We start from the raw sequence: 26,134 nt of genomic DNA, 5'->3' as shown, positions 1-26,134 counted from the left end.
GACTACAGTCAAGTGCGACGGTAGTCGCGCCTAGACGGTGTTAGGAACTTCGAAGTACTGGGATTGCATGGACAAGCATAAGCATGGCGAAGACGACAAAATGCAGACCTGCGAGTGTTTCGGGCAAGCGTTCGTAGTCACGAGCGAGGCGTCGAAAGCGGTTGAGCCGTCCGAAGCTGCGCTCGACCACCCATCGCCGGGGCAGCAGTACAAAGCCCTTTTTCGTCTCCTCGAGTTTGATCACCTGCAGTTCAATGTCTTCGTCCAGTGCTGCCTGCGCTGGCTCTTTACCCGTGTATCCCTGATCGGCAAAGGCCACCTTGACCGTGCGCCCCGTTACCTGCTGGACCTGGCGCGCCAGGTCTGCCACCTGCGCGCGCTCCTGCTCGTTGGCCGGTGTCACGTGTACGGCGAGCAACTGACCCAGCGTGTCGACCGCCATATGCACCTTGCTGTCACGCTTGCGCTTGTAGCCGTCATATCCTGCGCCTGGACCGCTGTCACATGTCGATTGCATCGTACGGCCGTCAAGGATCACCGCGCTGGGCTGCCCCTGCCGCCCCTGCGCGACATGGATGATCGAACGAAGATCACTCACCATGCACTCGAAACAGCCGGCCGCCAGTCATCGTTGCGTCTGCTGGTACACGAGTTCCCGCGGCGGAAAGTTGGTCGGCAGCATTCGCCACGCAGCCCAGCGCGAGCCATCCAGTGCAACGCATTGAACATCTCGCGCAACTCGTATTTACGCTGTGGTGCACTCTCATCCATCAACGTCAGATACGCTGCTACGAAGCTCCATTCTTCGTCTGACACGTCTGTCGGGTAGGCTTTACGTTTCTCTCTTGTCATCCCTCCAGAGTGATATGACTTCTCGTGTCAATATGATCGGTTCTGTGTTTTCGATGTTTGAATTTCCTGAGGGCGACGTAGCAGTAAGTCTCGACGGTGGATCAAGCTGATATCCGCGGATTGGCTACCGCATTACAGATGTCCGCCCAATGAGCCTTCCGCTACCTACCACCGCAATTCGGATGAGATCCGTTGCCTACCCTGGTCGCGGGTTACTCGTGTGCCGGGCTACGCCGCCTTCAGGAAACTCCTGCACGTGTCGTTACGGTGGATGCAGACGCAGGGCATTGCTGTACATCACGGCATCTGTGTCTCGCGCGGTATGGCCAGCGACAAGGAGAGCCGGCAGATGTCCCAGATGAATCCGCTGAGTTCACGGGCAACTGCGACTACGGCGATATTCTTCTGCTTGCCGCGCGCGACGAGTTTGCGATAGCGTCGGCACAAGCGCACCTGTGCGTCCCAGGCTCGATCTACAATCGGTTTAGGCAGACCTTCGTGACGACGCTGAATATCGGGGCTCACACGCGCAGGGTGGCGATAGCTCCATGCGGCTTCAACTAGCAGCTTTCTTGCATAACTGTTGCCGCTTTTAGTGATGCTGCCCTGACGACGCTTGCCGCCCGATGAGTGCTCGGACGGCGTCACCCCGAGCCACGCCATCAACTGGCGTGGGTGCACGAAGCGTGAGAGATCGCCCAGCTCGGCGAGCATGCCCACTGCCGTGGTGAACTGGACACCGCGCATTGCCTGCAGGCCCAGGACGGCGGGATAGAAGCGCCAGTTGACGACTGCCTCACGCAGCGCGGACTCCAGCCGGTCACATTGGGCGAGCCGGTCTTCGATCGCGCGACGTAGCTCTTCAAACGCAAACTGCTGCCACGCACTGTCGAAGCTGTATGCGCTCAGCCAGCGTCGGTGCGCCGGCCCCCAGCCGGCAGAGCCGGTGTAGCGCACGCCGTGCGACAGCAGAAAGGCTTTTACCCGTTGCCGTGCACGCTTGAGGTCGTCCTTGGCAATCACCCATGCGCGGGCCAGATCCCGGAATGCTTCATCGTCGATGCTGGGGACGTATACGGCCGACAGGTCGCCGGCACGCAGCGATCGGACGAGCTTGACGGCATCACGTCTGTCAGTCTTGATGTGCTCACCTGGCTTGCGGGGAATCAGCGAGGGCGCGCAGACCATGCACTGGAATTCTTTCTGGACAAGCTGCCGGTAAAGCCCATATCCGCACGGACCGGCTTCGTAGACGATGCTGACGCATCGCGCTTTAGATTGCAGTCTCTTGCACAACCGTTCCACGTCGGCCTGCGTAGTACCGATCTTGCCGAGCAGTTCAACCTCGCCCGAACCAATCGCATAGGCGACCGTGATCGAATCCTCATGAACATCAAGACCCACGTAAAGAGTGCTATCGTGCTCCATGCTGGCCTCCGCGTCGGAAATCGCCGGGTGCGGCACGTCCGCACCGTGCGGCTCTGACAGCAATGCTAACCCGCGTTTGATTCCGTTGCGGCAGGCCAGCCTCTGTCCCGCAGGAAGTCATACTGCCTACCAGGTTTTGACCGGAAGTTCCTAACACCGTCTAGTTAGTGGATGTCCATTCGACGCGTAGCCGATTACGGACGACTTGAAAGACACACACTCCGTGTCGCTTCGAAACCGCAGCGGCGAACACCACACTTTGTGAGTTAGCCGAAGTTAGCAGCAGATCAATTTCGGATGGCTAGATGGACGAAGAAACGCCTTTTCACCGCGAGATCGATAGTCGACTTTAATAGCCTTACGTCCGCCTTGGAGGCAATACATCTACAGCCCACCCAGGCGTACGCCCACTTTCCGAACCTATGTCGCCACGTAACGAAAAACACCAAAGCTAAACGTAAAGAGGCTATCGAAGGCGCTCGCGAAGAACGGAGAAGCCGGCTTGATAACGCCATTTTTCATGAAGCGACACGCATGATTTCGGGTGGCGAGCGCCCCGCCATCGATAAGCTGCTCAGATTCGCACAATCACACGGTCTGGGTGTGGACAAACCCGCAGACCGTACATGCATCCGGCAGGCACAGCTTCGCGCTCTCCAAGGCATCCTCGTAGTGCCGGAGGCATAGCAGGGAAGCCTTCGCGGAGAGCAACCTGCCCGCTCCTGAAGACAGACGACAACCACTCGTCGGACGGAGTTCCCGTCGCTGCGGCGTCAGAAAAAACAGTCCGTAAGCAGTTTAACGGTGCACTCAGAAGAGGCACCAAGCCACACTCGTACTGTTAAGCGCACCGCGCCGGCGCCTTTTTGCCGCCGACGTTGCGTGTTACAACTTGCGGCGCAAAATTCACCATAAAGCTTCCAAACGGAAGTTATATGGTTTCTTCCACACTCTGCTGAATGCCCGGGAAGCCTTGACTGGCGGAAGGCAGCCGGAGTCGAACCGACCTGAGAGCGTCTGACGCCCTCAACTGGGTTTGAAGCCCAGCCGCACCACCGGATACGAATGCCTTCCTACGGTGATTGAATGACGCGAGCCCGATAAAAACAGACCGCCAGCCAGGTCAAGGCAGATCGAGCCAGCGGCTATCCGTGCGCACGAGGTGCAGGCCACGGTGAAAGCGAGTATACCCAACCCGGTCGAAGAACTCCAAAAGCTGGATCGCGCGTTTTCGGCCGAGCCCGGTCGCGTCGCGAAACGGCGCGGCCGCCACGGTGCCGCCGTTCTTGTGCGCCTCCGCCGCCGCGATCGACGCAAGTTCGCGAATCACCTTCTGGTGATAGAACAGGTCGTGCACCACCTGGAACAACTCGCCCTGACGCGCGAGCTTGCGCAGCAACTGACGCACGCGCTCCTCCGGCACACCGTGCGCGTTCGCGAGCTCGCGCACCCACGGCGGATCGAAACGCCCCGCCTCGATCTCGGGCAGCAGCGTCGCGGCAAGCGCCTGATCGGCGGCGTCGAGCGTCGCGGCGTGGCCGGGCAAATGCAGCCACGGTCCGCGTCTGACGAGCTCGCCACGCGCCGCCGCATCGTCGACCAGCGCGCGCCACAGCGCGTCGTCGACCAGTGGCGCCGCGATGCGCCGCAAGCGCGACACGTCCGGGCCGAGTTCGTCGGGCGAGCGCTCGTGGTATTGCGCGAGCGCACTCGTCAGGCGCCCCTCGAGCGTGTGCCATGTCGCGTCCGCGACCAGCAGCGCGTCATGGCCCGGTAACTCGATCGTGCGTGTCGGGGCGGGCAACGCGAGCGCCGCCGCCGGCATCCCCGTGAGGCGCTCCAGCAACGCCCGCGACAATCCGTGAGGTGCGCGCGCGAACAGCGCGTCGAGTGAGCCGGTGTCGAGCAGCGACTGCATCGCGTCGAGCCAGCCGAAGCGCTCCGGCGAGCGCCGCTTGCGCGCCGGAGCGAACGCATCGAGCACGTGCCCGCCGCCCACCGTGCGATTGGCCTGAGCGTTACGCACGACGAAGCGATCGCCCGGCACCGCGCACAGCGGCCGCTCGAACACGAGTTGCACGCGCGCGCGCTGACCGGGCGCGAGCGTGTCGCCTTCGAGCAGCGCGACATGCGCAACCTGATGCTGCGTGCCGAGATGCACGTGCAACGGCTCCCAATGTTCGAGCGCGTGCGGCGCGTCGGCGAGCAGCGTCAACGCGACGTCGATGCGCTCGCTCGCTTGCGACAGTCGCGGATCGACGATCCAGTCGCCGCGCTCGATCGCACTCTTCTCGATGCCCGCCAGATTCAGCGCGCAACGCTGGCCGGCGCGACCGGTTTCGGCGGCGCGATTCTGCGCGTGGATGCTGCGCACGCGCACCGGTTCGTTTTTCGGCGCGAGCAGCATCGTGTCGCCGACGCTCACGCTGCCCGCCACCACGGTCCCGGTGACGATCGTGCCCTGCCCCGCGAGCGTGAACACGCGATCGACGGCGAGGCGGAACAGGCCGTCGTCGCGCTTCATGCGCCATGCGGCGGCCTGCTCGCGCAGATGCGCGTTCAGCGCGGCGACGCCCGCATCGCCCGCGCGCGTCGCGCAGGTATCGAATATCGGCGCGTCGCGCAGCACGCTGCCAGCGACGAACGCGCTCACTTCATCGCGCACTTCGCGCAGCCGCTCGTCGTCGACGCGATCCACTTTCGTCAACGCGATTGCGCCGCGCCGGATGCCGAGCAGTTCGACGATCGCCAGATGTTCGCGCGTTTGCGGCATCACGCCGTCATCGGCGGCGATTACGAGCAGCGCGAAGTCGATGCCGCTCGCGCCCGCGGTCATCGTATGCACGAGCTTTTCGTGGCCCGGCACGTCGATCAGACCGAGCACGTCGCCGTTGTCGAGCGGTACGTACGCGTAGCCGAGCTCGATCGAAATGCCGCGCGCTTTTTCTTCCTTGAGCCGGTCCGTGTCGACGCCGGTGAGTGCCTTCACGAGGCTCGTTTTGCCGTGGTCGATATGCCCAGCAGTACCGACGATCATGCGTTCCCGTCCTTCAGTTGCTTTTCGGTTGCGCGATCAGCTGTGCGATCAATTGTGCTTCGTCGGCGGCTTCGAGGCAGCGCAGATCGAGCCGCAACGCGTCGTCCGCGATCCGGCCGAGCACCGGCCGCGCCATCTCGCGCAACTGCTTTTCGAGCGCGAGCAGATGACGGCCGCCGCGCTTGCCGTCGGTCATCCTGATGACGAGGCCATAGCTCGGCAGCACGTCGACGGGCAAGGCGCCGCTGCCGATCTGGCTGAACATCGGCTCCGCGGCCACGGTGTAGCGCGCGTCGATCGCCTGCTGTAGCGCCGGTAACACGCGCTGCGCGGCGCCGTGAATATCTTCGGCGGGCCGCGTGAGGAGCCGTAGCGTGGTCAGCCGCTCCGTCAACTTCTCCGGCGCGCGATACAGCTGGAGCACAGGCTCCAACGCCGCGAGTGTCAGCTTGCCGACCCGCAGTGCGCGCTTCAGCGGATGCTTCTTGATCTTCGCGATCAGATCGCGCCGCCCGACGATCAAGCCGGCCTGCGGGCCGCCGAGCAGCTTGTCGCCGCTGAACGTGACCAGATCGGCGCCGGCCGCGACGGTCTCGCGCACCGTCGGCTCGCGCGGCAAGCCCCATTCGGCGAGATCGACGAGCGTGCCGCTGCCGAGATCGACGGCGACTGCAAGCCCGCGCGCGTGCGCGAGCGGCGCGATCTCTTCGATGCCGACTTCCTTCGTGAAGCCACTGATCGCATAGTTGCTCGCGTGGACTTTCATCAGCAGCGCGGTACGCGCGTTGATCGCCTGTTCATAGTCCTTCAGATGGGTGCGGTTCGTCGTGCCGACTTCGCGCAGCTTCGCGCCCGCGCGGCTCATGATGTCGGGAATGCGAAACGCGCCGCCGATTTCGACGAGTTCGCCGCGCGACACCACCACCTCCTTCTTCGCCGCGAGCGCGGACAGCGTGAGCAGCACCGCGGCGGCGTTGTTGTTGACGATGGTCGCCGCTTCGGCGCCGGTCAGCTCGCAGATCAGATCGTCGATCAGATCGTCGCGGTCGCCCCGCGTGCCGGTGGCGAGATCGAACTCGAGGTTGGCCGGTTGCGTGAGCGCGCTCATCACCGCGCGCACCGACTCATTGGGCAGCAGCGCGCGGCCGAGGTTCGTGTGCAATACGGTGCCGGTCAGATTGAACACGCTGCGCAGCCGCGACGCGTTACGCGCGAGCAGCGCCGCGGCGACCGTCGCATGCAGCTGCGCGGTATCGAGCGCGCTCACCGCCGGGGTGGCCGCCGCATCGCCCGATTGCGCGCTGATGCGCCACGCATCGAGCGCGTCGCGCAGTGCGTTGAGTACCTGGGTGCGGCCGTATGCGCCGATGAGCGGCACGAATTCTTCCGACGCCAATACCTTGTCCACCGACGGCACGCGTGCCATCAGCGCGCGCAATGCCGAGCTGCTCACATCGCTCACGAGCAATCCTTTGTCGTTTTGAACTTGGGTCCGGTCAGGTCGCCGTCAGGCCTAGTCGTCGCCCTCCTTTTCGGCCGCGCCGGCCGTCTGCTCCGGCCACAGCCATGGATGCGGCGACGCGCGCCGGTAACCTTCCGCGCCCATCAGCAGATCGAGCGTGAGGCTCGCGAGGTCGTCCGCGAATGGATCGAACTCGTAGTCCTTCGCCTGGATGCCGATCTTGCGGTAAGTATGGCATTCGTCGCACGACTCCGCCTTCAGCGCGGCGTTTTTCGATTCGGCCTCGCGCGCGGCTGCGTCGGCGTCGGGCGAGCCGGCTACCTGGTACGCGATGCCCTTCGTCGAATCGCAGTTCGAGCATTTGCTACGGACCATATGCCATTCGGTCGCGCACAATCCGCATTGCAGATAGCGATAGTTGTCGTACGCGCCGCCGATGCGCAGCGTGCTCGCCACCGGATGCGAGCCGCAGACCGGGCACAGGCCCGGTGTGTCGAGGTACGGTACGGCGCGCTTGTCGATGTCGGCGGCGAGGTCGGTCCATACGACCTGCAGCGCGGCCATGATGAACGGCGCGCTCGCCGGCTCGACGTCGGCGAAGCGCTGCGCGAAGATCGCGTCGGCCTGCGCTTCGAGCGCGGCGACGTCGAGCGAGCGCAGGCGCGCGAACAACGCCACGAGCGGCGGCGTCAACTGACCCGCCGCTTCGACCTTGTCGAGCAGTTGTAGCAGCACGTCGCGCCACGCCGGATCGCGCGCGCCGGACAGCGCCGGAATCAGCGGCATCGAATACTGCTGCGCGCTCGCGATCAGCTCCGGGCTCGGTGGCTGGGCCTTGAAGTGCGCGAGCACCGCCTGCTGCGCATCGGCGAGCGCCGCCATCAGCCGCAGGTAGCCGGCGATCGGATTGCCGCGCGAGGCGAGCTGACGCAGGCGCGCGGCGCGCGGCGCGAACACCGCGAGCCGCTCGGGCATGCGGATGCGGGGTATTGCCGAGGGATCGAGCGACTCGATGTCGGCGGCTTCGAGAATGCGTTGAGTCAAGATATCGACCTCTGAAAACTGAAGGGCCGCCGCCCGTCATCGACGAGGCGCGGCGGCCCGGTGCGAGGGGCGCTGCGTCCAGTGCATTAGAGTCCGCATCGGAGCAGAGTCCATGGAGCGTATTTACTTGCCGATGATTTCCCTGAACCAGTTCGGATGGTGCTTGCGCGCCCAGCCATACGTGACGGTGCCACGTGTCATCGCACCCACGGAGCCCTTGACCCAAAGCGCCGCATAGATATGCACGATGATGCCGACGATCAGCAAAAACGCCACAAATGCATGTACGAGCGCCGAGAGCCGGATCACACCAATCGGGAAATAGAACGAAAAGTAGCGCCGCCAGATCACGATGCCGCTCAGCAACAGCAGCAGCATACAGATCACCATCACGAAGAACAGCAGCTTCTGCCCGGCGTTGTACCTGCCGATTGCGGGCAGGCGTTCCTCGCGATTGTTCAGCACGTCGCCGATCTGCTTCATCCACTGGATATCCGCCTGGTCCAGATAGTTGTGATGCCAGAAGCGCAACGCAAGAATCAGGAACGAGATGAACATCACGCAGCCAATGAACGGGTGCAGAATCCGCGTCCACTGCCCGCCGCCGAGTACCGCGTACAGAAACGCCATCGACGGATGGAACATCGCGAGACCGGACAGCGCAAGCAGGATGAAACAGATCGCGGTGATCCAATGATTCGTGCGCTCGTTCGGCGTATAGCGCACGATCAGGCGATTGCCCTTCACGTCCGTGAAGTCGGTGTCCTCAGAGCGGTTCATTGCGTATCCTCCCGCGAACGGCGTGCTTCCTCGGCTTCCTTGACGGCGGCGGCTTCGTCGGCTTCAGACACCTCGTTCGGACCGACGCGCGTGTAGTGGAAGAAGCCCGCGAGTGCGGCGATCCCCATAATGGCGAGGCCGATCGGCTTGGCTATGCCCTTCCATAAGGACACCAGCGGACTGATGCGCGGATCGTCGGGCAGGCCGTGATACAGCGACGGCCGGTCGGCGTGGTGCAACACGTACATCACATGGGTGCCGCCGACCTTGTCCGGGTTATACAGGCCAGCGTTCTGAAAACCGCGCTCCTTCAGATCGACGATGCGGTCCTCGGCCTGCTGCTTCATGTCCTCCTTGGTGCCGAACATGATCGCGCCGGTCGGGCAGGTCTTCACGCAGGCCGGTTCCTGGCCGACCGCCACACGATCCGAACACAGCGTGCACTTGTACACGCGGCGATCCTTCTGCGACATACGCGGGATGTCGAACGGGCAGCCGGCGATGCAGAAGCCGCAGCCGATGCAGTTCTCCTGGTGGAAATCCACGATGCCGTTCGTGTACTGCACGATCGCGCCCGGCGCCGGACAGGCCTTCAGGCAGCCCGGGTCCTCGCAGTGCATGCAGCCGTCCTTGCGGATCAGCCATTCGATATCGCCGGCGGAATTCTCGTACTCGGCAAACCGCATGACGGTCCACGAATTCTCGGTGAGGTCGGGCGGGTTGTCGTAGACGCCCACGTTCACGCCGATCTCATCGCGCAGATCGTTCCACTCCATGCAGGCCGTCTGACACGCCTTGCAGCCGATGCACTTCGACACGTCGATGAGCTTCGCGACCGTGCCCGTGGCCGGCTCGCGAATCACCGGCGGCTGCCTGGTGGTGGCCGAAACGCGTCTGATGTCCAGTGATTGCAGTGCCATCTCTTTTCCTTATGCCTTTTCGACCTTGACGAGGAACGACTTGAATTCCGGTGTCTGCGAATTCCCGTCGCCCACCGGGGGCGTCAGCGTATTGATTAGATAGCCCGGCCTTGCAACTCCCATGAAGCCCCAATGCAGCGGCAGCCCGACGGTCTGCACCTTCTTGCCTTCGATCATCAGCGGTTTGATCCGCTTCGTCACGACTGCAACGGCAACCATATGCCCACGGTTCGAGCTCACCTTGACCCGGTCGCCGGCCACCACGCCGATCTCCTTCGCGAGGTCGTCGCCGATCTCGACGAATTGCTCGGGCTGGATGATCGCGTTCAGATGCGCGTGTTTGGTCCAGTAGTGGAAATGCTCGGTCAGACGATAAGTGGTTGCCGTGTGCGGGAAGTTCTCGTGTGAGCCGAAGGTGGCCTTGTCGTCCGGGAACACGCGCGCCGCCGGATTGCTGACGGCCAACTTGTTGTCCGGATGCAGCGGGTTGTAGCCGAGTGGCGTTTCGAACGGCTCGTAGTGCTCGGGGAATGGCCCTTCCACCATATTCTCGCGCGCGAAGAACCGAGCGACCCCTTCCGGATTCATGATGAACGGATTCATGCCGTTTTCGGGCGGCTCGTCGACCTTGAAGTCCGGAATGTCGGCGCCCGACCACTTGCTGCCGTTCCACGCGATCAGCTTGCGCGTCGGATCGAACGGCTTGCCGCTGAGGTCGCACGATGCGCGGTTGTACAGAACTCGCCGGTTCACCGGCCATGCCCAGGCCCAGTTCAGCGTGTTGCCGATGCCGGTCGGGTCCGAGTTGTCGCGGCGGCCCATCTGGTTGCCCGCCTGGGTCCACGCGCCGCAGAAGATCCAGCAGCCGCTCGAGGTCGAGCCGTCGTCGCGCAGCAGCGCGAAACTCGCGAGCTGCTCGCCCTTCTTCGCGAGCACCTTGGTCGTGTCCTTCGGATCGGTGACGTCCGCGAGCGCCTTGCCGTTGTATTCCATCGCGAGTTCTTCGGGCGTCGGGCTTTCCGGGTTCGCATACGGCCAGCTCATGTTCAGGATCGGATCGGGATACTTGCCGCCGTCCTTGCGATAAGCGTCGCGAATACGCAGCCACAGCCCCGCCATGATGTCGAGGTCGCTCTTCGCTTCGCCGGGGCCGTCCGCGCCCTGCCAGTGCCACTGCAGCACCCGGCTCGAACTAACGAGCGAGCCGCGTTCCTCGGCGAAGCAGGTGGTCGGCAGACGAAACACCTCGGTCTGGATCGAGCCGCTGTCGACGTCGTTGAACGGGCCGTGGTTCTTCCAGAACTCCGACGTTTCGGTCGCGAGCGGATCCATGATCACGAGCCACTTCAGCTTGGCCAGCGCCGCGCCGTTCTTCGCCTTGAACGGCGCGGCGGCAAGCGGGTTGAAGCCCTGCGCGAGGTAGCCGGTCATTTTGCCCTGATTCATCAGCTCAAAGACCTGCAGCAGGTCGTAGGACTTATCGAGCTTCGGCAGATAGTCGAAAGCGAAATTGTTGTCGGCGGTCGCCTTGTCACCCCACCACGATTTCATGAAGCTCACGTGGAACGCGCGATAGTTGCGCCAGTAGCTCAGCTGGTTCGGCCGCAGCGGCTGCGTGGCGCGCTTCGCGATGTAGGCGTCGAAGTCCTGCTCCGCTTCCATGGGCAGCGTCATGTAGCCCGGCAGCAGGTTCGACATCAGGCCGAGATCCGTCAGGCCCTGGATGTTCGAATGGCCGCGCAGCGCGTTCATGCCGCCGCCCGCGATGCCGATGTTGCCGAGCAGCAGCTGCACCATCGCGCCGGTGCGGATCATCTGCGAGCCGATCGAGTGATGCGTCCAGCCGAGCGCGTACATGATCGTGGCCGCGCGGTTCGGCACCGACGTCGACGCGAGCATCTCACACACGTGCTGGAACTTCTCCTTCGGCACGCCGCAGATTTTCTCGACCTGCTCGGGCGTGTAGCGCGAGTAGTGCTGCTTCATCAGCTGATAGACGCAGCGCGGGTCCTGCAGCGTCGGGTCGACCTTGGCGAAGCCGTCGTCGCCGCGCTCGTAGTCCCACGAGGTCTTGTCGTAGCTGCGCGTGTCGGCGTGGTAGCCGGAAAACAGGCCGTCCTTGAACGCGAAATCCTCACGCACGATGAACGGCATGTCCGTGTAGTTCTTCACGTATTCGTGCTGGATCTTGTCGTTCGTCAGCAGGTAATTGATCACTCCGCCGAGGAACGCAATGTCCGTACCGGTGCGGATCTGCACGAAGTAGTCCGCGACCGACGCCGTACGCGTAAAGCGCGGGTCGATCACGATCAGGCGCGCCTTGCGGTGCGCCTTGGCTTCGGTGACCCATTTGAAACCGCATGGGTGTGCCTCGGCCGCATTGCCGCCCATCACGAGAATCACGTCCGCGTTTCTGATGTCGACCCAATGGTTCGTCATCGCTCCACGGCCAAACGTCGGGGCAAGACCTGCCACCGTCGGGCCATGTCAGACACGCGCCTGATTGTCGAATCCGAGCATGCCAAGACTGCGAACAGTCTTGTGCGTCAGATAACCCACCTCGTTGCTGCCGGCCGATGCCGCGAGCATGCCGGTAGTCAGCCAGCGGTTGACCTTCTTGCCGTCCGCGGTCGTCTCGACGAAGTTCGCGTCGCGGTCTTCCTTCATCAGCTTCGCGATGCGGTCTAGCGCGTCTTCCCACGAGATGCGCTTCCACTCGTTCGACCCGGCCGCGCGGTACTCGGGATAGCGCAGACGGCTCGGGCTATGGATGAAGTCGATCAGGCTCGCGCCCTTCGGGCACAGCGTGCCGCGATTGACCGGATGGTCGGGGTCGCCCTCGATGTGGAAGATGCTCGTCTTCACATTCTTGGCCTCGTCGCCAAGACCGTACATCAGGATGCCGCAGCCCACCGAACAGTACGGGCAGGTGTTGCGGGTTTCAGTCGCACGCGACAATTTGTACTGACGGACTTCGGCCAGCGCGGGTGTCGGCGAGAAGCCCATCAGGGCCAGGCTCGATCCGGCAAGTGTCGTGGCAGAGACCTTCAGGAATTGTCGCCGAGTCATTTGCGTCATTGCATGGCCTCGGCTCTTTTGGGGACAAAATTGATTATAGATGCCGTTTCGCGACATGCAGCGAGATCGTAGTGCCTTCGCCACCGGGCTAAAGGGGACATGCGAAACTCACTTGGATGAAGGGTGGCACCCTGCTTGCACGATTTATTCCCGCCGCTGGGCACCGTTCATGCTGTATCCGCGAATAGTGGCTCCCATTGACCTGATCGGCAGATTATTGCGCTCCTATGGACTACCCGACTTTCTCCTGTCGCGCGGCACGCGGCGCGGCCTCGCTGGCGCTCGTCGGCGCCGCGCTGTTGGCCTCGAGCCTGCCCAGCTTCGCGCAGATTCCCCAGCCGCGCGGCTCTTCGCGAATGGAAAGCCGCTCGTCCGCGATGGGTTCGACGCCCGAACCGGCTGCTTCGGCGGTTCATGAATCGCAAAAACCTCAGTCGAAAGACAGCGGGCAAGGTAACGCGCGCGGCAAAACCGCCGGTCAAGGACAAAAACCCGAAGGGGCTGGCGGATTTGACAATGGCCTGTATGGGACCGGCGCGGGCAGCAATAAATGAGGTCCTGGAATCGCGATAACGGGCCTGATAATTGTCGACGCGCATCAATTCGCGCGGCGCCGCGGAATTGCGTTGTAGCGTAAAGAATTCATTTCCTCGCGCGTACATGCCGTTTGCATTTCCTTCGACATTAGTATTTTTTACGCGGCTGTTTATCGCTGGGCTAAACGGGTTCGAAACGGGTTCGGCATAGAGCCGGTTTGCGCCCGTGCCGACGCTGCACAGTGTGAAAACAACCCTCATAATGCGGTCATTCGACGAACCCCACTCTCGCCCCCATGACCCAAGTCCAAGCAAGCCAGTCGCCCCGCCTGACGAGCCTGTCGCACGGCGGCGGCTGCGGCTGCAAGATCGCGCCCGGCCTGCTCGCCGATCTGCTCAAGCGCAGCGCGCCGCTGCCATTCTTCCCCGACCTGCTGGTCGGCAACGACACCGCCGACGACGCCGCCGTCTACAAGCTCAACGAAGACCAGGCGATCGTCGCGACCACCGATTTCTTCATGCCGATCGTCGACGATCCATTCGACTTCGGCCGCATCGCCGCGACCAACGCGATCTCCGACGTCTACGCGATGGGCGGCAAGCCGATCATGGCGCTCGCGATCGTCGGCATGCCGATCAACGTGCTGCCGCACGACGTGATCGCGGCCGTGCTGAAAGGCGGCGAATCGGTCTGCGCGGAAGCAGGCATCCCGGTCGCGGGCGGCCATTCGATCGATTCGGTCGAGCCGATTTACGGCCTCGTCGCGCTGGGCATCGTCGATCCGAAGCGCGTCAAGCGCAACGCGGGCGGCCAGGCCGGAGACGTACTGATCCTCGGCAAGCCACTCGGCGTCGGGATTCTGTCCGCGGCACTGAAGAAAGACCGGCTCGACGAGGCCGGCTACGCGGCAATGATCGGCGCGACCACCAAGCTGAACCGGCCGGGCGCCGAGCTGGCGCGGCTCGACGGCGTGCATGCGCTGACCGACATCACCGGCTTCGGCCTGCTCGGCCACACGCTGGAACTCGCGCGCGGCTCGAAGCTGACCGCGCGCGTGCGCTACGCGGACCTGCCGTGGCTGCCGAACGTCGCGAGCCTCGCGCAAGCAGGCATTTTCACCGGCGCATCGGGCCGCAACTGGGATGCCTACGGTCACGACGTGGTGCTGCCCGCCACCTTGCCGTGCGCCGCCCGCGCGTTGTTGACCGATCCGCAGACGTCGGGCGGGCTGCTGGTGTCGTGCGCGCCCGAAGCGGTCGACGAAGTGCTCGCGCTGTTCCGCGCCGATGGCTTTGCCGACGCACGGGTGATCGGCGAGCTGGTGAGCGGGGAAGCGCGGGTCGAAGTCATCTGAGGTAGGCGGCTGAAGGACGTCACTGGAGCCCCCGGGAAGGACGCATAACCGACCCGAACGGGCCGCCCATGCGATAATTTCGGTCTTCCCGCGGTCCGTTTTGTCCCTACTCCCTTGAAAAGTCTTCTAGTCAGCCTCGACAAAGCCGGCGATTTCGATGAAATCGTCGACGTTCGCACTCCGCTCGAGTTCGAGGAAGACCATATTCCGGGCGCGACCAACGCGCCAGTGCTGAGCAACGAGGAACGCGTGCTGGTCGGCACGACCTACAAGCAGGTGTCGCCGTTCGAGGGCACGCGGCTCGGCGCGGCGTTAGTTGCGCGCAACATCGCGCATCATCTGGAAACCACGTTCGCCGACCGGCCGCGCAACTGGCGCCCGCTGATCTACTGCTGGCGCGGCGGCAAGCGTTCGGGCTCGGTCACGACGCTGTTCAACATGATCGGCTGGTCGGCGCGGCAACTCGACGGCGGCTACAAGAGCTACCGGCGCGCCACGCTGGAGAGGCTCGAAACCCTGCCGCGCCGTTTCAGCTATATCACACTCGTGGGCCCGACCGGCAGCGGCAAGACGCGGCTGCTGTCGGCGCTGCACGAGGCCGGCGCGCAGACGCTCGACCTCGAGGCGCTCGCCTCGCATCGCGGCTCGCTGCTCGGCGCGTACACGGGCGTGGCGCAGCCGTCGCAAAGGCGTTTCGACACGCTGCTCGTCACCGAGCTGCGCGACTTCGACGTGAACCGGCCGGTGTTCGTCGAGGCGGAAAGCCGGCGCATCGGCTCCGTCACGCTGCCGCTTGCGCTGCTCGAAACGTTTCATCGCGGCGCGTGCGTCGAGGTGCGCTCGAGCAGCGAGGACCGCGCGGCGTTCCTGTTGCAGGATTACGCGCATCTGTTCGAGCATCCCGATTACTTCAAGGGACAGTTGGAACGGTTGATCGGTCTGCACAGCCGCGAGCGGGTCACGGGCTGGCTGCGGCTCGTCGACGAGAACCGGCGCGCCGAGCTCGCGCGCGAACTGATCGAACGGCACTACGATCCCGCATACGCGCGCAGCAGCGGCCAGCATTTCGAGCAGTTGCCCAACGCGCTGCAACTCGATTTCCGCCCGAACGACGCCGACATCGTCGAGCAGGCGAAAATGCTGCTCGCGCAGCTCGATACCCGCACGCTAGTCGTCGGTTGATCCACAACGACATTCAACAACCATCATGCAATCAACCCTTCGGCAACCCCGCGTCACGCTTGGCTGGATCGTGTTCCTGCTGATCGCCGTCGTCGGCCTCTTCTATGTGAAGTGGTTTCCGTACTACAACCGCGCGTTCGTCGCCGCGAGCCAGCATTCGATCGGCAAGTCGATCCTGATGGGCACGTCCGCGAGCGCGCCAGCGGCCTCATGGCAGGCCGCGATCGACTTCGCGCTCGCTTACGGCAAGGCAATCTGGCAGGCGATGGTGCTCGGCCTGCTGCTCGGCTCCGCGGTACAGGCGCTGATTCCGCCGCAATGGGTCGCGCGCGCGCTCGGCCGTGCCGACTTCAACAGCGTCGTCAAAGGCGGCCTGATGTCATTGCCGGGCATGATGTGCACCTGCTGCGCGGCGCCGGTCGTCGCGGGCCTGCGCGCGCGTGAAGCGGCGCCGGGCGCGGCGATTGCTTTTTGGCTCGGTAATACCGCACTGAATCCCGCTACGCTGATCTTCATGGGCTTCGTGCTCGGCTGGCAGTGGATGGGCCTGCGCCTCGCGCTCGGCATCGTGATGGTGTTCGGCCTTGGCTACGTCGTGAACCGCATGGTCACGCCGCAGGAAGCGCAAGCGTCGCGAGAGGCCGTCGCGCAACTGGTCAGCGCCGACGATCCAGGCACCGCGTTCTCGCGCTGGATCACGATTCTGGGGCGCATGACGCTGCGGCTCGTGCCGGAATACATCGCGCTCGTGCTGATTCTCGGCGCGGCGCGCGCGTGGCTGTTTCCGCACATCGGCCCGGACGTCGACAACAGCCTGCTGTGGATCATCGCGCTGTCGATCGCCGGCACGCTGTTCGTGATTCCGACCGCGGGTGAGGTGCCGATCATTCAGGCTATGCTGTCGTTCGGCATGGCCGCCGGCCCCGCCGGCGCGCTGCTGATGACGCTGCCGCTCGTCAGCGTGCCGTCGCTCGCGATGCTCGCGCGGTCGTTTCCGCGGCGCGTGCTGACGGTGGTGGCCTGTGCAGTGGCGGTGTGCGGTGTCGTCAGTGGATTGCTGGCCGTTACGCTGGGCTTCTGAGTCGGTTTTTGAGTTCGAGTCGTAGAAGAAGGAAGCATGAAACGTATTGCCGCATTCGCTGTCACGTGTTGGTCCGCTGCCGGGCTGCTGTACGTTGGACAGCACTCGGTGGCGCTGATCGCGCTGAGCGGCGTCGTGGTGTTCGCGGGGCTCGATCTGCTGCGGCCGTGACGGCGGCGTAGTTTTTCCCTGCTTGTGAAAGTGCGCTCGTCCCTTGCGTTCGCCGTAACGTTCGCGTCCGCCTGCGCCTAACCGGGAAGCGCGTCGCGAATCGCCGCGAGCCACAACGCGACCGCGTGCGCGCCCGGGTCCACATGACCGAGTGCGCGCTCGCCGACATAGCTCGAACGTCCGCGCCGCGGATGCATCGACGCGGTACGAGACGTGCCAACGCTTGCCGCAGCGACGGCGGCTTGCAATGCGGCATCCGTCGACGCTCCCCGAGCGAGTGCGTCGTGCAACGCGTCGGCTGCGGGCCTCAGCGCATCGACCATCGTCCGATCGCCCGGCCTCGCGCCCCCCAGTTCCATCAACCCATCGACACCGGCGCTGAACGCCGTCGCCCATTGCCGTGCGGTGGTCCCGCCCGACTGTTCGAGCGCGGCCGCCGCGCGCAGCAGCATCACCGCGTATAGCGGACCCGACGTGCCACCCACCACGCGCCGCAGCGTCGCCGACATGCCGCGCAATACCGCGCCCGGGGTGGTTGCGGACGCGTAGGAATCGAGTTCGAGCTGCACCGCGCGTGCGCCGCGCGCGAGGCTGATGCCGAGGTCGCCGTCGCCGACGCGCTGGTCCATTTCGGTCAATGTCGGCTCGGCTGCCAGCAGGCACTCGCAGACCGCTTCGATCGCGCGCCGCAGCGTCGCGTCACGCGCGAGCGTCGCGCCGCTCGCGCTTTGCGGCGCGGGTGGCGCCGCACGCACCGCGACCTGCGCGACGCGGCCGCTCAACGCAGGCCATGCGCTCGTCTGTGAGGCGGCGTCGAGCAGGCTCAGCCGTTCGTCATCGATACGCAGCAGCGTCAGCGAGACGCCGGCCATTTCGAGCGCGCTCAGGAACGTGCCGGCCCACGCGCGCGCGACTTCGATGCCGCGCCCGGCAAGCTCGCGCAGCGCGGCACCAGCCACCACGTTGAGTTCGCTCGGCGGCGTGCCACCCAGATTGTTGACGAGCAGCGCGACGCGCTCGCCCGCCTGCAACGCGAGATCGTCGACGATCTTTGCAAGCGGCTTGCCGACGATCGCGTCGGCCGGCTCCAGCGCGCCGCGGGCCACGCCGGGTTCGCCATGAATGCCGAGGCCCCATTCGATTTCGCCATCGCCCAGCGCGAAGCCCGGCTTGCCCGCGGCCGGCACCGTGCACGGCGTCAGCGCGACGCCCATCGTGCCGATCGACGCGGCCGCTTCTCGAGCGAGCCGCGCGACCTCGGCCAACGGCAAACCCCACGCGGCCGCCGCACCCGCGATCTTGTGAACCAACACTGTGCCCGCGAGTCCGCGACGGCCCGCGTGATCGCCGCTCGCGCTCAGCGCGACGTCGTCGGCGACGATCATCATCTCAACGAGGATGCCCTCGGCGCGCGCGATTTCGGCCGCGAGGCCGAAGTTGAAGCGATCGCCCGTGTAGTTCTTGACGATCAGCAACGCGCCCGCGGGGCCGGCCACCGCGCGTATCGCGTCGAGCACGGCGTCGGTGGAGGGCGAGGTGAAGACCTCGCCGGCCACCGCCGCGCTCAGCATGCCGTGGCCCACATAGCCGCCGTGCGCGGGCTCGTGGCCCGAGCCGCCGCCCGAGATCAGCGCGACCTCGCCGCGCGCGGCCACGGCCTGGGCATCGGCGCGCAAGACGATTGTGCCGCCTTGCAACAGAGAGAGCTGGGGATTGAGCGCGATGAGCCCGTCGAGCATATCGGGGACCACGGTGGACACATCGTTGATGAGCTTCTTCATTGCGTCAGCTCCGTTGGATGCTGCCGGCATCGCATGATCGACGATGCGATGGGAACGGCAGTCGGGTCGGCGGCGAAAGCGGAAGGTCTAACTGTACCGCGCATTGTCGAACGACGACGCAACGGCGAGAGCGCGCGCGTGAACGTGCACGAGCCTCGAGCGGACAACAACAACAACGAAGGGGACGTGATGCCGAACGGCGAAACTGAGGGAACGACTGGATCGATTTGACAGGACCGTAGACGAAAGCGGAACCGCTTTCGTCTACGTCACAGATGCGTTGGTAGGCTCGATTGGATTCGAACCAACGACCCCCACCATGTCAAGGTGGTGCTCTAACCAACTGAGCTACGAGCCTTTAGAGGCGCGAATTATAGAGACTCCATGCGGACTGCACAAGCCCTTGCCGCGATCTATCGAAACGCATGCATGTTGATCAGTTCGTCGCGGTCCATTCGGTGTGAGGGTCCAATGGATAAACCGGCCGCTTCACGTGCTCGAAGCTGAACAGACCATAGTCCGAACTCGTGACGCCGCGGCTATCGCATTCGACGAGTGCCTCCGCGATCGGCACGAAAACCGGCCGGCAATACATGCGTGATTTGAGCAGCAGAAAACGCGCGCGGCGCGGATCGATGCCGACGCTCTCGAACACGCCGAGATCCCACGGCTCATGCGTTCGTTCAGTCACGACGAGTTTCACCGTGCCGGTGTCGAGCACTGCCGCGCGCCCCATGTACGCGCGCTGGCCGGTGTAGGTTGGGCCGCTGATCACGTATTCGCCGTCGGTCAGCGCACGCACGACGCCGGTCAGGGCAAGCGGCGAACGCGAGGGCAATGCATCGTTTGTGAGCTTGTTGCCGATCGCGAGCGTGACCGTGCTACCGACACCCGAGGCCGCCAGGGCCGCGACCGCCTGCGGATCGCACAACGGCCCGCTGACGATGCCTTCGAGGCCCTGCCTCAACGCTTCCTCGAGCAAATCCATCGTGTCGCACGTGCCGCCCGACATGCAGTTGTCGCCGTGATCGAGCATCAGCACCGGTTTATCGGCGGCGCGTGCCAGCGATGCCGCCCGCGCGACCGATTCGGCAAGTGGCGCGCTGCGATAGACGAAATCGTCACGCTCGTCCCAGATCTGCCGCGCGATGCGCTCGGCGACCGCCTCCGCATCCGCGCGCTCGCCATTGCCCACGACGACGACGCTAATGCATGGCGCTTCGATATCGGCGAGCGAGAAGCCCGCCAGCACCGACACCGCGAGCATGCCGTCGGCCTCGGCGGCGCGCGCGGCATCGAGCGCGCGTTTCATCGCGCCGTCAACGCTCGCGCTGCGCAGCGTGTGCGTGAGCAGCGGCGGCTGACGCCACGCGATCACCGGCTTCGCGTGGCCCTCGATCATGTCGAACAGCAAGCGCGCCGCATGTGCGCCGGTCTCGTACATATCGACGTGCGGATAGGTCTTGAAGCTGACGATGACGTCGGCGTTGTCGATCATTTTTTGCGTGACGTTGCCATGCAGATCGAGCGCGACCGCGATCGGCGCGTGCGGCAGCGACGCACGCACGCGCCCGAGCAGATCGCCTTCACCGTCGGTCGAGTTCTCGGCGACCATCGCGCCGTGCAGATCGAGCATCACCGCGTCGCAGCCCGTCGCGGCTGCCACGATCGCGTCGCAGATCGCATCGTAGGCGGCGGCGTCGACCGGTCCGCTCGGATTCGCCATGGCGGAGATCGGCGTCACGATTTCGGCATGCACGCGCTCGGCGGCGTCGATGAACGCGGCCATCGCGGTTTGCATGCCCTTGTTTTCGTCGAATGCGGCGCGGCCGTAGCTCGGACCGTTGCGGCCGAATGCGGCCAGCGGGGTCTCTACTGGCGAGAACGTGTTGGTCTCGTGGTTCATTCGTGCGATCAGGATCTTCATGCGCGCATGCTCCCCGTTCTCGACGCCGCGCTCGGCATCACCTGCAGCAGCACATTGCAGCCGGCTTCCAGATGATCGGCGCGCGCGTCCTCGATTTCGTTGTGGCTAATGCCGTCCTTGCAGGGAACGAAGATCATCGCGCTGGGTGCGACGCGCGCGAGATAGGCGGCGTCCTGGCCCGCGCCGCTGATCGCGTTCATCGACGATACACCGAGCCGCTCCGCGCTCTGCCTGACCTCGGCGACCCATTGCGCGGCGAATGGCTGCGACGGGAAGTAGACGACCTGCTCGATGTCGATGGTGATGGGGGCGTCCAAGCTGCTGCTCGCGCTGTTGGCGGTGGCGTTGGTGGCGGCGTTGCCCCCATTGTTACCCGCCTGCGCGCACGCTGCACGCCATGCGAGGTCCATGACAGTGAGCGATGCGTCATCGGCTGCGCGCAGGTCGACGCTGAATTTCACGCGGCCCGCAATGACGTTGCGCGAGTCTGGATGCACGTCGAGCCAGCCGACCGCGCTACGGCCATGCGGCGCGTGATCGAGCGCGATACGGTTCAACGCATGGATCGGATCCGCGGCGACGAGCAGCGCGTCGCCGCGCAGCGCCATCGGCCCCGTGTGCGCTTCCATGCCGTGCACGGTCAGGTCGTACCAGCGTAGCCCGAGCGCGCCCTGCACGACGCCGATGACCTTGTCGTGCGCTTCGAGCATGGCCCCCTGTTCGATATGCACCTCGAAATATGCGCCGACAGCGTGCGACTTGCGATGCTCGCCGGCATAGCCGATCGCCGCTAGCGCGTGCTCGAGCGTGAATGCGCCGGCGAACACGCCGGAGCCCATCATCACCGGCAAGAATCGCGAGCCCTCCTCGTTGGTCCACATGGCAACCTCGAGCGGCGCGATGGTCTGCACGTTGGCCTCGGCCAGCAGGCGCGGCACCTCCAGCCCTGCCACTACACCATAATTGCCGTCGAATTTGCCGCCGGTCGGCTGCGTGTCGAGATGGCTGCCCGTCATTTTGTGCGGCAGATCGTCATGCAGCCCCGTCCTCCCCGCGAAAATATTGCCGATCGCGTCGACCGGCACCGTGCGGCCGATCTCCTTCGTCCACGCGATGAACTGATCGCGTGCCTCACGGACGAGTTCGGTCAGTGCTAGACGGCAGACACCGCGTTTGTCGGTCGCGCCGATCCGCGCGAGCTGCATGTGACTGTCCCACAGCCGCGCGCCGTCGATCCGCAAATCGGCGGGCGTCGAGACAACGTTGGATGAATGAGTCTGCATCGATGCATCCTCGGGTCGAAGACAGCTGGATGGCGCTTGCCGGCGGGACTTGCTCCGTTCCGGCTTGCTGGCCGGCGTTGCTCCAATCGTCATGATAGAGAGGTTTCGCCGAGGCAGATGGCCGGACGCGCGCGAGGTGGCAATGCGGCGACGCCTTTCCGTGGGCAAGCATAGGAAGCAAAGCCGCTGGATTCGTGGGGAGTGCACGGCGCTTCGCGGGCGATGTAGGTTCCAATTCGCTCGACGACGGACGCCGCGACGTGCCGGCAATCTGCGCGCAAGTGGCCGCCAGCAAACGTTTTCGTCGAAGGAAGCGGCTAAAACGCAATGAAGGCTCAACCTTTTGCGAAGCGCGCCGTTATTGCAGGTGCTCAGGCAAACCCCTCGGATCTTCATGGCACAACCAATTCCTTTCCGCAACACTGGCGCCGCCCGCGCGCGGCATGCCAAAGCCATGCTGTTGCCCATCGCGCGCCAGATCGCCGACGATCTCGCGTTGCGAGTTCATCTGTCGCTCGACGCACTGCGCCGCGGCTTCGGTACGAAGAGCGATGCGCAGACGGTCACGCAGATCATGCTGTTGACCAGCTACCTCGCTGATGCCGGCTTTGGCTCGATGAGCCACGAAGAGCTCCACGCCGCGGACCGCGCCTCGGCGATGGTGTTCGACGCAGGTCGGGAACGCAACGAATGGAAGCTGGACGAAGCGGGATTCGCGCTCTTTGCATCGATCGCAACGAGCTACGATCGGCAGCTGCATCGCGCTCCGCTTTGGGCGATTACGGAGGCCAGCGAAAGACTCGACCGCTTTATCGCAGGGGGATCCGATCGAGCGCCGGCGCGTAAGCGGGCTTAGTGTGCTTGGAGGAGGTGCTGACCGGCTGAGCCAGAAGGACACGGATTTTAGACGACCGTGTCGGAAGTCGACGGGTTACGCGGATGCGTTGCGGATCGGAAAGTAGTGAGGCGCGCAAAGACGGCCGCGTAAACGCAAAAACCCCACCGCGGCGGGTGGGGTTTCTGACCTGGGGGGGAGCCTGACGATTACCTACTTTCACACGGGCAATCCGCACTATCATCGGCGTGGAGTCGTTTCACGGTCCTGTTCGGGATGGGAAGGGGTGGGACCGACTCGCTATGGTCATCAGGCATGACGGGTTGCTGCGTCGCAGGGGTTGGAGTCAACCGGTTGCGCCACAGCCAATCGGGAAGAAGCGTAAAGGATTCGTGTGGGGGTTGTGTTGTTTCTGGCACAACACTGAATCCCAACCGTGCGTTTCTGTTAGCTCCCGCGGGAGTTCACACCAATCCCCTTCGGGGATCGGACCCGCGCAAGTGCTGAAGCACTAACGCGGGTCGAGACACACCTGTTATAGGATCAAGCCTTACGGGCAATTAGTATCAGTTAGCTCAGTACATTACTGTACGTGCACACCTGACCTATCAACGTCCTGGTCTTGAACGACCCTTCAAGGGGCTCGAAGCCCCGGGGATATCTCATCTTAAGGCGAGTTTCCCGCTTAGATGCTTTCAGCGGTTATCTCTTCCGAACATAGCTACCCGGCGATGCCACTGGCGTGACAACCGGTACACCAGAGGTTCGTCCACTCCGGTCCTCTCGTACTAGGAGCAGCCCCCTTCAAATATCCAGCGCCCACGGCAGATAGGGACCAAACTGTCTCACGACGTTTTAAACCCAGCTCACGTACCTCTTTAAATGGCGAACAGCCATACCCTTGGGACCGGCTACAGCCCCAGGATGAGATGAGCCGACATCGAGGTGCCAAACACCGCCGTCGATATGAACTCTTGGGCGGTATCAGCCTGTTATCCCCAGAGTACCTTTTATCCGTTGAGCGATGGCCCTTCCATACAGAACCACCGGATCACTATGACCTGCTTTCGCACCTGTTCGACTTGTCAGTCTCACAGTCAAGCACGCTTATGCCATTGCACTATCAGCACGATTTCCGACCGTACCTAGCGTACCTTCGTACTCCTCCGTTACACTTTGGGAGGAGACCGCCCCAGTCAAACTGCCTACCATGCACGGTCCCCGACCCGGATCACGGGCCAAGGTTAGAACCTCAAACAGATCAGGGTGGTATTTCAAGGACGGCTCCACGCAGACTGGCGTCCACGCTTCATAGCCTCCCACCTATCCTACACAGACCGGTTCAAAGTCCAATGCAAAGCTACAGTAAAGGTTCATGGGGTCTTTCCGTCTAGCCGCGGGGAGATTGCATCATCACAAACACTTCAACTTCGCTGAGTCTCGGGAGGAGACAGTGTGGCCATCGTTACGCCATTCGTGCAGGTCGGAACTTACCCGACAAGGAATTTCGCTACCTTAGGACCGTTATAGTTACGGCCGCCGTTTACCGGGACTTCAATCAGGAGCTTGCACCCCATCATTTAATCTTCCGGCACCGGGCAGGCGTCACACCCTATACGTCCACTTTCGTGTTTGCAGAGTGCTGTGTTTTTATTAAACAGTCGCAGCCACCAGTTTATTGCAACCCCTTCACCCTTCTGGCGCAGGCCAGTCAGGCTACCAGGGCGTACCTTATCCCGAAGTTACGGTACCAATTTGCCGAGTTCCTTCTCCCGAGTTCTCTCAAGCGCCTTAGAATACTCATCTCGCCCACCTGTGTCGGTTTGCGGTACGGTCACTGTGAAACTGAAGCTTAGAGGCTTTTCCTGGAACCCCTTCCAGTTGCTTCGCCACCGAAGTGGCTCGCCTCGCACCCTTGAATTACGCGCCCGGATTTGCCAAAGCGCCTTCTCCAATGCAAGGACCGGGACTTCCAACACCCGGACAACCTTCCGCGATCCGTCCCCCCATCGCATTTCACAATGGTGCAGAAATATTAATCTGCTTCCCATCAGCTACGCATTTCTGCCTCGCCTTAGGGGCCGACTCACCCTACGCCGATGAACGTTGCGTAGGAAACCTTGGGCTTACGGCGAGGGGGCCTTTCACCCCCTTTATCGCTACTCATGTCAGCATTCGCACTTCCGATACCTCCAGCACACTTTCCAGTGCACCTTCGCAGGCTTACGGAACGCTCTCCTACCATGCACATTACTGTGCATCCGCAGCTTCGGTATATGGCTTAGCCCCGTTACATCTTCCGCGCAGGACGACTCGATCAGTGAGCTATTACGCTTTCTTTAAAGGATGGCTGCTTCTAAGCCAACCTCCTGACTGTTTTAGCCTTCCCACTTCGTTTCCCACTTAGCCATATTTGGGGACCTTAGCTGGCGGTCTGGGTTGTTTCCCTCTTGACACCGGACGTTAGCACCCGATGTCTGTCTCCCGTGATTGCACTCTTCGGTATTCGGAGTTTGCTATGGCGTAGTAATCCGCAATGGACCCCACAACCATGACAGTGCTCTACCCCCGAAGGTGATACACGAGGCACTACCTAAATAGTTTTCGGAGAGAACCAGCTATTTCCAGGTTTGTTTAGCCTTTCACCCCTATCCACAGCTCATCCCCTAACTTTTCAACGTTAGTGGGTTCGGTCCTCCAGCACGTGTTACCGTGCCTTCAACCTGGCCATGGATAGATCACCTGGTTTCGGGTCTACACCCAGCGACTGGACGCCCTGTTCGGACTCGCTTTCGCTACGCCTGCCCTAATCGGTTAAGCTCGCCACTGAATGTAAGTCGCTGACCCATTATACAAAAGGTACGCCGTCACCCCTTCGCAGAGGCTCCGACTGTTTGTATGCATGCGGTTTCAGGATCTGTTTCACTCCCCTCCCGGGGTTCTTTTCGCCTTTCCCTCACGGTACTGGTTCACTATCGGTCGATCACGAGTATTTAGCCTTGGAGGATGGTCCCCCCATCTTCAGACAGGATTTCACGTGTCCCGCCCTACTTCTCGTACACCCAGTTCTTCCATGCTGTTTTCGTCTACAGGGCTATCACCTGCTATGGCCGCACTTTCCAGAGCGTTCGACTAACAATACAGATAACGTGTACCGGCTGATCCCATTTCGCTCGCCACTACTCTGGGAATCTCGGTTGATTTCTTTTCCTGCGGTTACTTAGATGTTTCAGTTCACCGCGTTCGCCTCACGCAGCCTATGGATTCAGCTGCGGATACTCCATTAGGAGTGGGTTTCCCCATTCGGACATCTCCGGATCAATGCTCGTTTGCCAGCTCCCCGGAGCTTTTCGCAGGCTACCGCGTCCTTCATCGCCTGTGA

General features: G+C 63.2%; 17 protein-coding genes, 2 tRNA genes, 2 rRNA genes and 1 pseudogene (1 of these 22 only partly in view). 7 read left to right on the top strand and 15 right to left on the bottom strand.

What is annotated here, in order from left to right; all coding sequences use genetic code 11:
* Positions 1–40: 40 nt before the first annotated feature.
* From OKW45_RS00125 to fdnG, 9 genes and pseudogenes are all read right to left on the bottom strand, one after another.
* Positions 41–852, bottom strand: a pseudogene (locus OKW45_RS00125) (IS5 family transposase).
* 297 nt (positions 853–1,149) lie between these two features.
* Positions 1,150–2,280, bottom strand: a complete 1,131-nt coding sequence (locus OKW45_RS00120; protein ID WP_429465105.1) for an IS110 family RNA-guided transposase — start codon at positions 2,278–2,280, stop codon at positions 1,150–1,152.
* A 978-nt stretch (positions 2,281–3,258) separates the two neighbouring features.
* Positions 3,259–3,354: transfer RNA gene (locus OKW45_RS00115), tRNA-Sec, on the bottom strand.
* A gap of 49 nt (positions 3,355–3,403) precedes the next feature.
* A complete protein-coding gene (gene selB, locus OKW45_RS00110) occupies positions 3,404–5,317 on the bottom strand; it encodes a selenocysteine-specific translation elongation factor (protein ID WP_429465104.1) in 1,914 nt (637 codons plus the stop codon).
* Between the two features lie 13 nt (positions 5,318–5,330).
* Complete coding sequence (gene selA / locus OKW45_RS00105) at positions 5,331–6,779, bottom strand: L-seryl-tRNA(Sec) selenium transferase (protein ID WP_429465102.1); 1,449 nt, start codon at positions 6,777–6,779, stop codon at positions 5,331–5,333.
* Positions 6,780–6,830: 51 nt separating this feature from the next.
* On the bottom strand, positions 6,831–7,823 hold the full coding sequence (gene fdhE, locus OKW45_RS00100) for a formate dehydrogenase accessory protein FdhE (protein ID WP_429465100.1): 993 nt from the start codon (positions 7,821–7,823) through the stop codon (positions 6,831–6,833).
* 123 nt (positions 7,824–7,946) lie between these two features.
* Positions 7,947–8,603 carry a formate dehydrogenase subunit gamma gene (locus OKW45_RS00095; protein WP_018424247.1) on the bottom strand — a complete coding sequence of 219 codons (657 nt, stop codon included), beginning with the start codon at positions 8,601–8,603 and terminating at the stop codon, positions 7,947–7,949.
* The gene (gene fdxH / locus OKW45_RS00090; protein ID WP_018424246.1) at positions 8,600–9,523 is read right to left on the bottom strand and encodes a formate dehydrogenase subunit beta; all 924 of its coding nucleotides are present in this window, start codon (positions 9,521–9,523) and stop codon (positions 8,600–8,602) included. Before fdxH ends, OKW45_RS00095 begins: the two co-directional genes overlap by 4 nt.
* Positions 9,524–9,532: 9 nt before the next feature.
* Positions 9,533–12,601 carry a formate dehydrogenase-N subunit alpha gene (gene fdnG, locus OKW45_RS00085; RefSeq protein ID WP_429465098.1) on the bottom strand — a complete coding sequence of 1,023 codons (3,069 nt, stop codon included), beginning with the start codon at positions 12,599–12,601 and terminating at the stop codon, positions 9,533–9,535.
* A gap of 299 nt (positions 12,602–12,900) precedes the next feature.
* Between fdnG and OKW45_RS00080 the strand changes: the two genes are divergently transcribed.
* The 5 genes from OKW45_RS00080 (at position 12,901) to OKW45_RS00060 (ending at position 16,926) form a co-directional block, all read left to right on the top strand.
* A complete protein-coding gene (locus tag OKW45_RS00080; protein ID WP_429465096.1) occupies positions 12,901–13,155 on the top strand; it encodes a beta-xylosidase in 255 nt (84 codons plus the stop codon).
* Between the two features lie 278 nt (positions 13,156–13,433).
* Positions 13,434–14,492 carry a selenide, water dikinase SelD gene (gene selD / locus OKW45_RS00075; RefSeq protein ID WP_429465094.1) on the top strand — a complete coding sequence of 353 codons (1,059 nt, stop codon included), beginning with the start codon at positions 13,434–13,436 and terminating at the stop codon, positions 14,490–14,492.
* 114 nt (positions 14,493–14,606) lie between these two features.
* Positions 14,607–15,674: a tRNA 2-selenouridine(34) synthase MnmH gene (gene mnmH / locus OKW45_RS00070; protein ID WP_429465092.1), complete on the top strand. Its 1,068-nt coding sequence runs from the start codon at positions 14,607–14,609 to the stop codon at positions 15,672–15,674.
* Positions 15,675–15,699: 25 nt separating this feature from the next.
* The gene (locus OKW45_RS00065) at positions 15,700–16,755 is read left to right on the top strand and encodes a permease (RefSeq protein ID WP_018424240.1); all 1,056 of its coding nucleotides are present in this window, start codon (positions 15,700–15,702) and stop codon (positions 16,753–16,755) included.
* A 36-nt stretch (positions 16,756–16,791) separates the two neighbouring features.
* Entirely contained in the window at positions 16,792–16,926 is a 135-nt protein-coding gene (locus tag OKW45_RS00060) for a hypothetical protein (RefSeq protein WP_260327971.1), read from the top strand.
* A gap of 77 nt (positions 16,927–17,003) precedes the next feature.
* Here the strand turns inward: OKW45_RS00060 and dhaL are convergent, their stop codons facing one another.
* Complete coding sequence (gene dhaL, locus OKW45_RS00055; protein WP_429465090.1) at positions 17,004–18,707, bottom strand: dihydroxyacetone kinase subunit DhaL; 1,704 nt, start codon at positions 18,705–18,707, stop codon at positions 17,004–17,006.
* A 33-nt stretch (positions 18,708–18,740) separates the two neighbouring features.
* On the opposite strand from dhaL, the gene OKW45_RS00050 reads away from it, so the two are divergent.
* Positions 18,741–18,938, top strand: coding sequence for a hypothetical protein (locus tag OKW45_RS00050; protein ID WP_429465089.1), 198 nt, complete (start codon positions 18,741–18,743; stop codon positions 18,936–18,938).
* A 50-nt stretch (positions 18,939–18,988) separates the two neighbouring features.
* Here OKW45_RS00050 and OKW45_RS00045 read toward each other — a convergent pair.
* The 3 genes from OKW45_RS00045 to OKW45_RS00035 form a co-directional block, all read right to left on the bottom strand.
* A tRNA-Val gene (locus tag OKW45_RS00045) sits at positions 18,989–19,065 on the bottom strand.
* A gap of 78 nt (positions 19,066–19,143) precedes the next feature.
* Entirely contained in the window at positions 19,144–20,634 is a 1,491-nt protein-coding gene (locus OKW45_RS00040) for a M81 family metallopeptidase (protein ID WP_429465087.1), read from the bottom strand.
* Positions 20,631–21,917, bottom strand: coding sequence for an allantoate amidohydrolase (locus OKW45_RS00035; protein WP_018424236.1), 1,287 nt, complete (start codon positions 21,915–21,917; stop codon positions 20,631–20,633). The genes OKW45_RS00040 and OKW45_RS00035 overlap by 4 nt, the downstream gene beginning before the upstream one ends.
* A 394-nt stretch (positions 21,918–22,311) precedes the next feature.
* Here OKW45_RS00035 and OKW45_RS00030 point away from each other — a divergent pair, with 394 nt between their 5' ends.
* Positions 22,312–22,773: a hypothetical protein gene (locus tag OKW45_RS00030; protein ID WP_018424235.1), complete on the top strand. Its 462-nt coding sequence runs from the start codon at positions 22,312–22,314 to the stop codon at positions 22,771–22,773.
* A 179-nt stretch (positions 22,774–22,952) separates the two neighbouring features.
* On the opposite strand, the gene rrf is transcribed toward OKW45_RS00030, so the two are convergent.
* Together rrf and OKW45_RS00020 are read right to left on the bottom strand one after the other, a co-directional pair.
* Positions 22,953–23,066: ribosomal RNA gene (gene rrf / locus OKW45_RS00025) — 5S ribosomal RNA — on the bottom strand.
* Positions 23,067–23,291: 225 nt separating this feature from the next.
* A 23S ribosomal RNA gene (locus tag OKW45_RS00020) occupies positions 23,292–26,134 on the bottom strand; it runs 39 nt beyond the window's last position.

The sequence above is a fragment of the Paraburkholderia lebeckiae genome (assembly GCF_050436225.1).
Classification (GTDB): domain Bacteria; phylum Pseudomonadota; class Gammaproteobacteria; order Burkholderiales; family Burkholderiaceae; genus Paraburkholderia; species Paraburkholderia tuberum.
This window is presented reverse-complemented; position numbering and strand designations above follow the sequence as displayed.